General features: G+C 54.9%; 10 protein-coding genes, 2 tRNA genes and 2 pseudogenes. 5 read left to right on the top strand and 9 right to left on the bottom strand.

The annotated features are described in order from the left end of the window. Positions 1-2 precede the first annotated feature (2 nt). The 5 genes and pseudogenes from proX (at position 3) to emrB (ending at position 6,119) form a co-directional block, all read left to right on the top strand. Complete coding sequence (proX, locus tag K5I40_RS20010) at positions 3-998, top strand: glycine betaine/L-proline ABC transporter substrate-binding protein ProX (protein WP_223074776.1); 996 nt, start codon at positions 3-5, stop codon at positions 996-998. Between the two features lie 233 nt (positions 999-1,231). Beyond that, positions 1,232-2,416 carry an MFS transporter gene (locus K5I40_RS20005; protein WP_138370586.1) on the top strand — a complete coding sequence of 395 codons (1,185 nt, stop codon included), beginning with the start codon at positions 1,232-1,234 and terminating at the stop codon, positions 2,414-2,416. 310 nt (positions 2,417-2,726) lie between these two features. Continuing rightward, on the top strand, positions 2,727-3,257 hold the full coding sequence (gene mprA / locus K5I40_RS20000; RefSeq protein WP_039029994.1) for a transcriptional repressor MprA: 531 nt from the start codon (positions 2,727-2,729) through the stop codon (positions 3,255-3,257). A 126-nt stretch (positions 3,258-3,383) separates the two neighbouring features. Continuing rightward, positions 3,384-4,556, top strand: coding sequence for a multidrug efflux MFS transporter periplasmic adaptor subunit EmrA (gene emrA, locus K5I40_RS19995; protein WP_223074775.1), 1,173 nt, complete (start codon positions 3,384-3,386; stop codon positions 4,554-4,556). Positions 4,557-4,572: 16 nt separating this feature from the next. After that, positions 4,573-6,119, top strand: a pseudogene (emrB, locus tag K5I40_RS19990) (multidrug efflux MFS transporter permease subunit EmrB). 65 nt (positions 6,120-6,184) lie between these two features. Here the strand turns inward: emrB and K5I40_RS19985 are convergent. From K5I40_RS19985 to K5I40_RS19945, 9 genes and pseudogenes are all read right to left on the bottom strand, one after another. After that, positions 6,185-7,801: an FKBP-type peptidyl-prolyl cis-trans isomerase N-terminal domain-containing protein gene (locus K5I40_RS19985; protein ID WP_223074773.1), complete on the bottom strand. Its 1,617-nt coding sequence runs from the start codon at positions 7,799-7,801 to the stop codon at positions 6,185-6,187. A gap of 106 nt (positions 7,802-7,907) precedes the next feature. Beyond that, positions 7,908-8,468, bottom strand: a complete 561-nt coding sequence (locus K5I40_RS19980) for a hypothetical protein (RefSeq protein WP_251931036.1) — start codon at positions 8,466-8,468, stop codon at positions 7,908-7,910. Continuing rightward, positions 8,465-8,839, bottom strand: a complete 375-nt coding sequence (locus K5I40_RS19975; RefSeq protein ID WP_052246182.1) for a hypothetical protein — start codon at positions 8,837-8,839, stop codon at positions 8,465-8,467. Before K5I40_RS19975 ends, K5I40_RS19980 begins: the two co-directional genes overlap by 4 nt. Before the next feature lie 247 nt (positions 8,840-9,086). Continuing rightward, complete coding sequence (gene luxS / locus K5I40_RS19970) at positions 9,087-9,602, bottom strand: S-ribosylhomocysteine lyase (protein WP_223074771.1); 516 nt, start codon at positions 9,600-9,602, stop codon at positions 9,087-9,089. A 150-nt stretch (positions 9,603-9,752) separates the two neighbouring features. After that, positions 9,753-11,297, bottom strand: a complete 1,545-nt coding sequence (gene gshA / locus K5I40_RS19965) for a glutamate--cysteine ligase (protein ID WP_039029989.1) — start codon at positions 11,295-11,297, stop codon at positions 9,753-9,755. A 71-nt stretch (positions 11,298-11,368) separates the two neighbouring features. Next, positions 11,369-11,796: pseudogene (locus K5I40_RS19960) on the bottom strand (YqaA family protein). After that, positions 11,793-12,359 (bottom strand): fructose-1-phosphate/6-phosphogluconate phosphatase, encoded by a 567-nt coding sequence (gene yqaB / locus K5I40_RS19955; RefSeq protein ID WP_223074770.1) that lies wholly within the window; start codon positions 12,357-12,359, stop codon positions 11,793-11,795. Before yqaB ends, K5I40_RS19960 begins: the two are co-directional and overlap by 4 nt. Before the next feature lie 256 nt (positions 12,360-12,615). After that, positions 12,616-12,692, bottom strand: a tRNA-Arg gene (locus K5I40_RS19950). 161 nt (positions 12,693-12,853) lie between these two features. Next, positions 12,854-12,930, bottom strand: a tRNA-Arg gene (locus K5I40_RS19945). Between the last annotated feature and the right edge of the window lie 3 nt (positions 12,931-12,933).

The raw sequence follows: 12,933 nt of genomic DNA, 5'->3' as shown, positions 1-12,933 counted from the left end.
CGATGCGACATAGCGTAATTTTTGCCACAGCGTTTGCCACCCTTGCCTCCACCAGCGTGTTTGCTGCCGATCTGCCGGGCAAAGGCATTACCGTGCAACCGGTACAGAGCACCATCTCCGAAGAGTCGTTCCAGACCGGGCTGGTCAGCCGGGCGCTGGAGAAGCTGGGCTATACGGTCAATAAGCCAAGCGAAGTGGATTACAACGTGGGCTATACCTCGATTGCCTCTGGTGATGCCACCTTTACCGCCGTCAACTGGCAGCCGCTGCATGACGATATGTACAGCGCTGCGGGCGGCGACAAAAAGTTCTCCCGCGAAGGGACCTTTGTCACCGGTGCGGCCCAGGGCTACCTGATCGACAAGAAAACCGCCGACCAGTACCACATCACCAATATTGAACAGCTGAAAGATCCGAAGATTGCCAAACTGTTCGATACCAACGGCGATGGCAAAGCCGACATGATGGGCTGCTCCCCGGGCTGGGGCTGCGAAGCGGTGATTAATCACCAGAACAAAGCCTTCGACCTGGCGAAAACGGTGGATGTGAGCCACGGCAACTACTCCGCGATGATGGCCGACACCATCGCCCGCTTCAAAGAGGGCAAACCGGTCATCTATTACACCTGGACGCCGTACTGGGTGAGCGACGTGCTGAAGCCGGGTAAAGATGTGGTCTGGCTGCAGGTGCCGTTCTCCTCCCTGCCGGGCGAGCAGAAGGATATCGATACCAAACTGCCTAACGGCATGAATTACGGCTTCCCGGTGAACACCATGCACATCGTGGCCAACAAAGCCTGGGCTGAGAAAAACCCGGCGGCGGCGAAGCTGTTCTCGGTAATGAAATTGCCGCTGGCGGATATCAACGCGCAGAACGCGATGATGCATGCAGGCAAATCCTCTGAAGCCGATGTTCAGGGTCACGTCGACGGCTGGATCAAAGCCCACCAGCAGCAGTTTGATGCGTGGGTAAATGAGGCGCTGGCCGCGCAGAAGTAAGTGCTCGCGTTTCCCCTCACCCCAGCCCTCTCCCCATAGGGGAGAGGGTGTAAAGCAGATCGAGCACAATCTAAAACCCCGCGCCGGACTGTTCCCTCTCCCCTATGGGGAGAGGGTTAGGGTGAGGGGCTCAAACCGCACAATCCATCACTCAACAACTCCCCGCCTCCTTCATTCATCCGTTATTATGGTTTACGAAAAAATAATCACTTAACTAATGATTTCGAAACCAAATGACAAAAACAACTCAAGGGCTTAGCCCCGCACTTATCCTGCTGATGTCAGTGGCAACCGGTCTGACTGTGGCCAGCAACTATTACGCTCAACCGCTTCTGGAAACCATCGCCCGCAACTTCTCGCTCACCGCAAGCTCGGCCGGCTTTATCGTTACCGCCGCTCAGCTGGGGTATGCGGTTGGCCTGCTGTTCCTTGTGCCGCTGGGAGATATGTTCGAACGTCGGGCGATGATTGTCTCCATGACCCTGCTGGCCGCAGGCGGGATGCTGATCACCGCCTCCAGCCAGTCGCTGAGCATGATGATCCTCGGTACGGCCCTCACCGGCCTGTTCTCAGTGGTGGCGCAGATCCTGGTCCCGCTCGCCGCCACACTCGCCTCGCCGGAAAAGCGCGGCAAAGTGGTTGGCACCATCATGAGCGGCCTGCTGCTGGGGATTTTACTGGCGCGTACGGTTGCCGGATTGCTGGCGGGCATCGGCGGCTGGCGCACCGTTTACTGGGTGGCCTCGGTGCTGATGGTGGTGATGGCGCTGGCGCTGTGGCGCGGCCTGCCGAAGGTGAAGTCAGAAACCCATCTCAACTATCCGCAGCTGCTGGGCTCCGTGTTCAGCCTGTTCATTAAGGACAAACTGCTGCGCACCCGGGCGCTGCTGGGCTGCTTCACCTTCGCGAATTTCAGCATTCTCTGGACCTCAATGGCCTTCCTGCTGGCCTCGCCGCCGTTTAACTATTCCGAAGGGATGATTGGCCTGTTTGGTCTGGCGGGCGCTGCGGGCGCGCTGGGCGCACGTCCTGCGGGGGGCCTGGCGGATAAAGGCAAATCTCACCTGACCACCACCGTCGGGCTGGTGATGCTGCTGCTCTCCTGGGCGGCGATCTGGTACGGGCATGTCTCGGTGCTGGCGCTGATTGTCGGCATTCTGGTGCTCGACCTCACCGTCCAGGGGGTGCATATCACCAACCAGACCGTGATTTACCGCGTCAAGCCGGACGCCCGTAACCGCCTGACGGCCGGGTACATGACCAGCTACTTTATCGGTGGTGCCGCCGGGTCGCTCATCTCGGCCTCGGCGTGGCAGCATGGCGGCTGGGCGGGCGTGTGTGCGGTAGGGGCAGTGATGGCGGTGCTTAACCTGCTGGTGTGGTGGCGCGGCTATCACCGTCAGGAAGCCATTCAGTAACGTTTACATAAGTTTGGGGCTTCTCAGGGTGTTAAGGAGCCCCTCAGTCTGTTAAGGTACGGAATCATTTATATCGGAAATTTTTGTGTGGGTAATATATTAGAATACCGCATGAATAGCGTACGCCCGAAGACCCATCCCCGTTTTGCCAGTGCCATCCCCTCTTTTCTGTGCTTACCGGGTCACGGATCAACCCGGCTCTTGATGACAGTGAAATTTGTCTTGTGGATTTTAGCCGCACAAATAATTCATTTACATTATTTGTCACTGTCGTTACTATATCGGCTGTAATTAATGAGGTTATGCCCAAATGGATAGTTCGTTTACGCCCATTGAACAAATGCTTAAGTTTCGCGCCAGTCGCTATGCAGATTTCCCTTATCAGGAGATCCTGTTAACGCGTCTCTGCATGCACATGCAGGGTAAGCTGCTGGAAAATCGCAATAAAATGCTGAAAGCTCAAGGGATTAACGAGACGTTGTTTATGGCGTTGATTACGCTGGAGTCTCAGGAAAATCACAGCATTCAGCCTTCCGAATTGAGCTGCGCGCTGGGTTCGTCCCGTACTAATGCCACCCGTATTGCCGATGAGCTGGAAAAACGTGGCTGGATTGAGCGCCGCGAAAGCGACAACGACCGCCGTTGCCTGCATCTGCAACTGACCGAGAAAGGTCACGAATTCCTGCGTGAGGTGCTTCCACCTCAGCACAACTGCCTGCATCAACTCTGGTCGTCTTTAAGTAACGCCGAGAAAGATCAGCTCGAGCATATCACCCGCAAGCTGCTCACCCGTCTGGATCAGATGGATGAAGATGGCGCTGTTCTTGAGGCGCTGCGCTAACGCGACGACACGCTCCAAAAATCCAGATTAAATAAGAAAACCGACAGGCCAGCACGTCATACTGCTGGCCTTTCTGATAACAGGTCGGCTCAGCCGATGTGAAATAATAAGATCGTGGAGAAAAACATGAGCGCAAATGCGGAGAACACTACCCCGCAGCAACCGGTCAACAAGAAAGGCAAACGCAAGCGCGCCCTTCTGCTGCTGACTTTGCTCTTTATTATCATTGCCGTGGCATATGGGATCTATTGGTTTTTAGTACTGCGTCATAGTGAAGAGACGGATGACGCGTATGTGGCAGGGAACCAGGTTCAGATTATGGCGCAGGTGTCGGGCAGCGTGACGAAAGTCTGGGCTGACAATACCGACTTTGTGCAAAAAGGCGACGTGCTGGTGACGCTGGATCCGACCGATGCCCAGCAGGCGTTTGAAAAAGCGCAGACTGAGCTGGCGTCAAGCGTGCGTCAGACCCGTCAGCAAATGATCAACAGCAAACAGCTGCAGGCCAGTATCGACGTGCAGAAAACCGCCCTGGCGCAGGCTCAGAGCGATCTCAATCGTCGTGTTCCCCTGGGCAGTGCTAACCTGATTGGCCGCGAAGAGCTGCAACACGCCCGAGACGCGGTTGCCAGCGCCCAGGCCCAGCTGGATGTCGCTATTCAGCAATTCAACGCCAACCAGGCGATGGTGCTGAATACCACCCTCGATCAACAACCGGCGGTGAAACAGGCGGCGACCGAAGTGCGCAACGCCTGGCTGGCGCTGGAGCGAACCAAAATCGTCAGCCCGATGACCGGCTACGTTTCCCGTCGTTCCGTACAGCCTGGTGCACAGATCACCTCCTCTACCCCGCTGATGGCGGTGGTGCCGGCAACCAACCTGTGGGTGGATGCTAACTTCAAAGAGACGCAGCTGGCGCATATGCGTATCGGCCAGACCGCGACGGTTGTCAGTGATATCTACGGCGACGACGTGAAGTACACCGGTAAAGTTGTCGGGCTGGATATGGGGACCGGCAGCGCCTTCTCCCTGCTGCCTGCACAGAACGCCACCGGGAACTGGATCAAAGTGGTTCAGCGTCTGCCGGTGCGTATCGACCTGGATGAGAAGCAGCTGGCGGACCATCCGCTGCGTATTGGCCTCTCCACGCTGGTCACGGTCGACACCTCGAACCGCGACGGCCAGATGCTGGCAAACCAGGCACGTTCGAACCCGGCCTACGAAAGTAATGCCCGCGAGATCAGCCTTGAGCCGGTGAATAAGCTGATCGATGAGATCGTGAAGGCGAACGCCGGTTAATCCGAAGGTGAGCGTTATGCAACAGCAAAAACCGCAAAAACCGTTGGAAGGGGCGCAGCTGGTCATCATGACCATTGCGCTTTCGCTGGCGACATTCATGCAGGTGCTGGACTCCACCATCGCGAACGTGGCGATCCCGACTATCGCCGGGAACCTTGGCTCATCCCTGAGCCAGGGGACCTGGGTGATCACCTCGTTCGGGGTGGCGAACGCCATCTCCATACCGATCACCGGCTGGCTGGCAAAGCGCGTCGGGGAAGTGAAACTGTTCCTCTGGTCAACCATCGCCTTCGTGCTGGCCTCCTGGGCATGTGGGATGTCCAGCAGTCTGACCATGCTGATTTTCTTCCGCGTGATCCAGGGGATTGTTGCCGGGCCGCTGATCCCGCTGTCGCAGAGTCTGCTCCTCAACAACTACCCGCCCGCCAAGCGGTCTATCGCGCTGGCGCTGTGGTCGATGACGGTGATTGTCGCCCCGATCTGCGGCCCGATTCTGGGCGGCTACATCAGCGATAACTACCACTGGGGCTGGATCTTCTTTATCAACGTGCCGATTGGTGCGGTGGTGGTGCTGTTGACCCTGCAGTCGCTGCGCGGTCGCGAAACTCGTACCGAGCAACGGCGTATTGACGGCGTCGGGCTGGCGCTGCTGGTGCTGGGCATCGGCAGCCTGCAGATCATGCTCGATCGCGGGAAAGAGCTGGACTGGTTCGCCTCGCAGGAGATCATCGTGCTGACGGTCGTGGCGGTGGTGGCGCTCAGCTTCCTGATTGTGTGGGAGCTGACGGACGATAACCCGATAGTCGATCTGTCGCTGTTTAAGTCGCGCAACTTCACCATAGGGTGTTTGTGTATCAGCCTTGCCTATATGCTCTACTTCGGCGCGATTGTTCTGCTGCCGCAGCTGTTGCAGGAGGTGTATGGCTATACCGCCACCTGGGCGGGGCTGGCGTCGGCACCGGTCGGGGTGATCCCGGTTCTGCTGTCGCCGATTATCGGCCGCTTTGCCCATAAACTCGATATGCGTCGGCTGGTGACCTTCAGCTTCATTATGTATGCGGTGTGCTTCTACTGGCGCGCCTATACCTTTGAGCCGGGTATGGACTTTGGCGCATCGGCGTGGCCGCAGTTCATTCAGGGCTTTGCGGTGGCCTGCTTCTTTATGCCACTGACCACCATCACCCTCTCCGGCCTGCCGCCGGAAAGGATGGCGGCGGCGTCGAGTCTGTCAAACTTTATGCGTACGCTGGCGGGCTCCATTGGGACCTCGATGACCACCACCATGTGGACCAACCGGGAGTCGTTACACCATGCGCAGCTGACCGAGTCGGTGAATGTGTTTAATCCCCAGGCGCAGGAGGTTTACAGCCAGCTGCAGGGAATGGGCATGACCGAGCAGCAGGCGTCCGGGTGGATAGCACAGCAGATCACCGCGCAGGGCTTGATTATCTCGGCCAACGAGATCTTCTGGTTATCGGCTGGGGTGTTTATTGTGCTGCTGGGGCTGATCTGGTTCGCCAAACGCCATTCGGGGCGGGAGGCGGGGGCGGGGGCGCCCACTGAGTGGCCTGTCTGAAAATAAAAACGGATCTGCATGCAGATCCGTTTTTTTATGCCTGTCGTTAATGCTACTTCACGCCGACAATTTTAATGGTAATGATGGATATAGTGCCAGGCGGCACAAACCCAGGCACACCGGCTTCACCGTAGGCCTGCTTCGCCGGGATGTGGATTTTTGCCACCCCGCCCAGCCCCATCTTTTTGACAACCGTCTGGAACAGAGGAGGAAGATCTTTCACCCGGCTGGCGCGCAGCTCTTTACTGGAGATAACCTTCCCGGTACCGAGCACTTCATCCAGTTCGGTGATGAGCTCGTTATCGGCGAGGATCAACGGCGCTTCACCCTTCTGCACTATCCTGTAAACGGAACCATCCGCTACCTTGACCGCGCCAGGCTCTTTTGCCGCCTTTAACATGAGCGCTTTGCTCTGCTTTTCATTTTCACTTTGCGTCGCGGCAAACTGCTTTTTGTGCAGCTTATCAAGCCCGATCAGTTCGCTGGAGAGCTTATCCGGCGTCATCTGAGGCTTTTTATTAACCGAGTCGTTAAAACCCTGCATAAAGGCGGGAAGATCCAGCGTCTTACCGAGGCTTGTCATCTTCTCTTTTTCGCGCGTGGCGCTGTCGCCATACCATGTCCCGACGGCGTAGCTGGTACGCGTATCTTTTGCTGTCTTCGCATCTATTTTAATGACGTTAGCCGTGGCGACGGGTGGAGTTTCGGCGGGTTTAGCCTTAAGCGCAGCCACTTCTGCCTGCGACGCCTCAAGCTGTTTTTTCAGGCTGGCCAGGGCTTCGTCAGCGCTCTTAAGCTTACTTGCCGTCTGGCTGCTGCTCTCTTTATCTGCACCCGATTCTGCTTTCAGACTTGCCAGCTGCGCCTGCTGCGTGGCGATAACGGTTTTCGCATCTTCTAGCTGGCTGGTAAAGATTTCGTGCTTTTGCCGCTCGTTTTTGAGCGCCGTTTCCGCGTCCAGCTTCTGCTTCGTCAGCGTTGCTACCTGGCTATCCAGCGCGCTCGACGCCTTTTTCATCTCCGCTAACTGTTGGGTAAGCGCGGTAGACTGCGCCGTGGTTTCATTCAGCTTTTCCGTCAACTCAATGTTTTTTTGCTTATCGCCCGTGCTGTTGCTCTTCAGCGCAGTCAGCCGATCCTCGAGGCTCTTTTTCTGCCCCTGCAGTTCTGCAAGCTGTTTGCTCAACTCATCGCTGCGGGCGGTGGCTTTGCTCAGTTGCCCGTTCAGCTCAGCGCTTTTCTTCTGGCCGTCGCTGCTGCTGGTCATCAGGGATGCCAGCTGCTGCTCCTGCTCTTTCTTCTGCAGTTTGAGGTCGGTAAGTTCTTTCAGCAGCGTGGTGATCTGTGCGTTTGCTTTATTCAGCTGCTCAGCCATCTGCGTGCTTTTCGATTGATCGCCGGTGGCGCTGGTCTTGAGTGCGGCCAGCCGATCCTCAAGGCTCTTTTTCTGACCCTGCAGCTCAGCAAGCTGTTTGCTCAACTCATCGCTGCGGGCGGTGGCTTTGCTCAGTTGCCCGTTCAGCTCAGCGCTTTTCTTCTGGCCGTCGCTGCTGCTGGCCATCAGAGATGCCAGCTGCTGCTCCTGCTCTTTCTTCTGCAGTTTGAGGTCGGCAAGTTCTTTCAGCAGCGCGCTGGTCTGTTCGTTCGCTTTATTGAGTTGCTCAGCCATCTGCACGCTTTTCGATTGATCGCCGGTGGCGCTTTTCTTAAGTGCGGCCAGCTGATCCTCGAGGCTCTTTTTCTGCCCCTGCAGTTCTGCAAGCTGTTTACTTAGCTCATCGCGATGGTCGATCGTTTTTTAGCAACGCTTCACGCTGTGCTGAACGGGCTTTCTCACCCTCAGCGGCCAGGTTGAGCGTTGCGATAACGCTTTCCAGCGCCAGCGTTTGCGCACTGGCATTTGACAGTGGCGCTGCCGGTGCCGGTCTTTCGCGTTGCGCGGTTGCCGCCTTTTCGAGGGCGGCTTTTTGCTGTTCAACAGCAGCCAGCTGCTGATTGAGGCTGGCGAGATGATCATTCGCTTTTTGTAAATCGGCGTTCAGGCGCGCGATTTTTTCCCGCGCCACAGCAGCATTTAGTGCATCCTTTGCCGCCAGCTGACGAGGTGTGGTATCAGCAACGCACACAGGCTTTACTTTTGGCAATGCCGGTGTCGCTTTCGAAGGGGCGTCTGGCCGGGATGGTGTCGCTTCAGGTGCACTAAAAGGATTAACGGAATCAGTACCGATAATTTTCTCCCGGCTCAGCTGTTCCAGTAATTCTGTGCCTGAAGAATATGATTTTCCAGCCGCAAACAATAATCCGCAGCAAAGCGCTGCACTAAAGTATTTATTCATAACTGATTCATTTCATTTGCGCGTTTCATCATATTGGAATAGACGGTATTGCGGATCCTGACGCAAACCAGAGAGAGTTTTTTGTTAATTTCGGTCAGCATGACTTCAGAGGCATTATTATCGACAAGAGACTTGTTTGCCTCATAAATTTTATAGTTTTTGTTAATGCTGTCGAACTGCTGGCGGTAAGATTCGTAGGCATTAGGGTCCAGTTTTTGCAGCGCGGAGAACTCCTGATAGCACTGTACCTCCTGCTTACGCTCTTCCGGGGCTTTTGCGATGGTAGGCGTTTTAGAGTTAGGGGCGGAACTGCATCCGCAAAGCAAAAAGACAGACAAAAGAACTGCGGAACCGGCAAAGTAAAATTTCATAAATCCCTCTGAATCATTATCCATTCCATGAATATAAGCATAGCTAAAATTATTAGAACTTAATAATTGCCAGGCAATTATTCACAGGCATGATATATACAAATAACTACCCTGTTATGCTCGCAATAATAGACATATAGAAAAGGATTAACAACGAGAGTTGGTTTTTTGGGAATTTATAAAGAAACTAATTACAATGGTAATTATAAAACACCCGGCACGCCAAGATGACAGGCCGGGTAAATGACTAGATGTGCAGTTCCTGCAGCTTTTCTTTAGGCAGCGCCAGTTCGTCGTTACTGTTAACGCGAACGTCACGCTCAAGAATGTGACGGGCAATATCCTGCGCTTCTTCCAGGGAGTGCATCTGGTAAGTGCCGCACTGGTAAACGTTCAGCTCAGGGATTTGATTCTGCTCTTTCACCTTCAGCACGTCTTCCATTGCCGCTTTCCAGGCGTCGGCAACGCGGGACTCTTCTGGCACACCAATCAGGCTCATATAGAAGCCGGTACGACAGCCCATTGGTGAGATATCGATGATCTCAACGCCGTTGCCGTTCAGGTGATCGCGCATGAAACCAGCGAACAGGTGCTCCAGGGTATGAATGCCTTTTTCCGGCATCACTTCTTTATTCGGTACGCAGAAACGCAGGTCGAATACAGTGATCGTGTCGCCGTGCGGGGTATGCATGGTCTTCGCAACGCGTACAGCAGGTGCTTCCATACGGGTATGGTCGACAGTAAAGCTATCTAATAACGGCATACGTCACCTCCGATAGTGATTTTTTATAAAAAAATGAACTCTTCTGTTCAACGCGAGTCTGAGTATATGAAAGACGCGCATTTGTTATCATCATCCCTGTTCTTCAGAGATGTTATTTTGGCCACAGCGATGTGGCCTTTTTCTTTTCTGTCAGGCCTGTTTAGCCAGGTACTCAGCAAACGACTCGGTATCCGCCGCCTCAATCTCACTCTGACGCACCAGTGACGCTTCGCGTTCCGCAGCAAAATCCGCTTCGCTTAACACTTCCAGCGGCTCCTGGCGCAGCATATCGCGATACTCCGCCGCCAGCGCGCGACCGGTGCCACCGATGCCCTGATCAATCATAGAACGCAGAATGCGTGCCGAGAATGTCAGGTCAGGATTATCGAAACTTTCCACCAGCTGCTCGCAAACTTTTTGATACTCATCGCCACCGTAAACGCTGTCGAGCGTGTGGGCGACGCGTTTGAGATCGCGGAACAGATCTTTACCTACCTGCTGCAGCGGGAACTGTGCCGTCTGGCAACCCATGCCCAGCGTCAGGCCAGGCTTGCGCCCTTCGAGGATCACCCGGTTCCAGTTCGTGCGGGTGCAAAGCAGTTCGTCAGAACTCATTTCCGGCGCATCCGCCAGCACGCACCAGACCATAAACAGATCGAGGAAGCGCACCTGCTGCTCATCCACGCCAATCGGCGAGAACGGGTTGATATCCAGGGAGCGTACTTCGATGTACTCAATCCCGCCGCGCTGTAACGCATCCGACGGCGTTTCACCGCTGCGCGTGACGCGTTTCGGACGGATAGGCGCGTACAGTTCGTTCTCAATCTGTAGAACGTTACTGTTGATTTGCAGACGCTTACCGTCTTTCTCAAGACCGATCTCTTCGTAGGCTTCCGATGGCGTTTTGATCGCCCGCTTCAATCCTGCCACATACTCGTGCAGATCGTTAAACGTAATTCCGAGATTGCTTTGCGACTTATTGGTATAACCCAGGTCGCTGAGGCGCAATGAGGTGGCGTACGGCAGGTAGTACATACCGCATTCGGTTTTCTCAAACGGCAGCGTAGTCGGTTTGCCCTGCAGGAAAGAGGAGCAAATCGCCGGGGATGCACCGAACAGATACGGGATGACCCAGCCGAAGCGATAGTAGTTACGAATCAGGCGGAAATAGCCTGCGGAAATTGCTTCTTTATCCGTTTCACCGCACTTCGCCTGCCAGAATGCCATCGGCAAGGAGAAGTTGTAGTGCACACCAGAAATCGTCTGCATCAGCGCGCCGTAGCGGTTTTTTAAGCCTTCGCGATAGAGCGTTTTCAGACGGCCAATATTAGACGTGCCATACTGCGCCAGTTCAATATCCTGCCCCTGCTCGATATAGCAAGGCATGCTCAGCGGCCACATCCGCTCATCACCCAAATTGCGGGCGCTGTAGCGGTGAATGTCACGCATGATTTTCAGCATGTGGTCAATATCGCCGTCTACCGGCGTAATGAACTCAAGCAGCGCTTCGGCGAAATCAGTAGTGATCCATTTATGGGTCAGCGCCGAACCTAACGCCTGCGGATGGCCCGTCGTTGCAAGACTGCCATCTGCATTAACGCGCAGCGTTTCGCGCTCAAGACCGCGCTGAATACCCTTCAGAGCCTGAGGGTGGTTTTCCAGCCAGGCCAGTGCCTGTGATACGTCCGGGATCAATTCGACCTCCCGCCTGTCAAAATCATTTTATTTAGCATAATTGTAATGGTTTCTGGTCACAAACAGTCCAATTAGTGCCACCACGTCATACCCTGCAAAGTTGCAACCGCTACAAGAATGTAGCGCAACGCCTTGCCGAGGCATAAAAAAAGAGCACGGGCCCCCAGGAGATGCGCATCCATCCCGCCAGCAGGCACAGTAAATCACCGATTACCGGCATCCAGCTTAGTAAAAGCGTGGCAGCGCCATAGCGTTTTAGCCAGCCGACTGCCTTTTCCTGCCAGCGCGACGTTTTGCGTAGCGGAAAGAATCGCCCAAGAATAACGTTAGTCAGGCCTCCAAGGCTATTACCCATTGTTGCTATTAACACGAGCAACCAGGGCTGACTGACGCCGGACAAGAGCATCGCCACCAGCACCACTTCCGAGTTTCCGGGCAGGATCGTGGCGCTTAAAAAACTGCTGGCGAATAAGGAAGCAAGTGACAGCGCGTCACTCACAGTAAGCGAACATCCACCGCGGCCATACCGGCATCCCGTGCCGCCTGAATACCGAAATCGGCGTCTTCAAACACGACGCATTTTGCAGCTGGCACACCCATGAGCTCTGCGCATAGCAGGAAGGTGTCTGGGGCAGGCTTGTGGTTTTTAACATGATCGGCCGCGACCACGGCAGAAAAATAGTGGCGCAGACTAAGGTGATTGAGCAGAGCCTCAGCAATAGCGCTTTCGCTGCCCGTGCCGACGGACATAGGACGACGTCCGTGCCACTCCTTCACCACTTCAATTAAAGGCAAAGGACGTACGGTGTCCAGCAGCATGGCTTTAACCGCATCGGTTTTTTCACGCGCGAGCAGGTGTGGGTCGAGATCGGCCTGATTCAGTTCAATCACGGCCTGCGCAATACGCCAGGTTGGAGATCCGTTGAGGGCAATCATCGCCTGTAAGTCGAAACGCATACCGTATCGGCCCAGGACTTCTGTCCAGGCTTTGCGATGCGTTGGCTCGGTGTCCAGGATGGTGCCATCCATATCGAAAATCAAACCGTCATACTGTGCGTACATCGTGCTCTCGCGAAAGGATTACAAAGCGTTACTTTAACGTAAACAAGGCGTTTTGTCGCTGCTTCTGGCGGGCTTTAGATTGGGAGTGCTGAAGAAATAAACTACAAAGGGAATATCGAAAGGATGGTGCATCCGGGAGGATTACTCGGCTGTGCCTTGCCCTGCGGGCCGTTGCTAAAGCAACATTATCCTCCCTGGTGCTTGCGATTAGCTCGCAGACCATGAAACAACAGTATGGCTGTTATCTCGGAGAAGATGGTGCATCCGGGAGGATTCGAACCTCCGACCGCTCGGTTCGTAGCCGAGTACTCTATCCAGCTGAGCTACGGATGCATCGGGGAAATGCTTTTTGAAACAGTAGATGGTGCATCCGGGAGGATTACTCGGCTGCGCCTCGCCCTTCGGGCCGTTGCTAAAGCAACGTTATCCTCCCTGGTGCTTGCGATTATCTCGCAGACCTTGAAACAACAATATAGCTGTTATCTCGGAGAAGATGGTGCATCCGGGAGGATTCGAACCTCCGACCGCTCGGTTCGTAGCCGAGTACTCTATCCAGCTGAGCTACGGATGCATC

It is taken from the genome of Leclercia sp. LTM14, assembly GCF_023736175.1.
In the GTDB taxonomy this organism is placed as follows: Bacteria; Pseudomonadota; Gammaproteobacteria; order Enterobacterales; family Enterobacteriaceae; genus Enterobacter; species Enterobacter barmai.
The sequence above is the reverse complement of the archived record's forward strand: the minus strand, read 5'-3'. Positions and strand labels throughout refer to the sequence as shown.

Coding starts and splice junctions, on each gene's coding strand:
- emrA (WP_223074775.1), top strand. CDS start 3,384: ATGAGCGCAAATGCGGAGAACACTACCCCGCAGCAACCGGTCAACAAG.
- proX (WP_223074776.1), top strand. CDS start 3: ATGCGACATAGCGTAATTTTTGCCACAGCGTTTGCCACCCTTGCCTCC.
- yqaB (WP_223074770.1), bottom strand. CDS start 12,359: ATGTACGCACAGTATGACGGTTTGATTTTCGATATGGATGGCACCATC.
- K5I40_RS19980 (WP_251931036.1), bottom strand. CDS start 8,468: ATGAATAAATACTTTAGTGCAGCGCTTTGCTGCGGATTATTGTTTGCG.
- mprA (WP_039029994.1), top strand. CDS start 2,727: ATGGATAGTTCGTTTACGCCCATTGAACAAATGCTTAAGTTTCGCGCC.
- K5I40_RS20005 (WP_138370586.1), top strand. CDS start 1,232: ATGACAAAAACAACTCAAGGGCTTAGCCCCGCACTTATCCTGCTGATG.
- luxS (WP_223074771.1), bottom strand. CDS start 9,602: ATGCCGTTATTAGATAGCTTTACTGTCGACCATACCCGTATGGAAGCA.
- K5I40_RS19985 (WP_223074773.1), bottom strand. CDS start 7,801: ATGGCTGAGCAACTCAATAAAGCGAACGAACAGACCAGCGCGCTGCTG.
- K5I40_RS19975 (WP_052246182.1), bottom strand. CDS start 8,839: ATGAAATTTTACTTTGCCGGTTCCGCAGTTCTTTTGTCTGTCTTTTTG.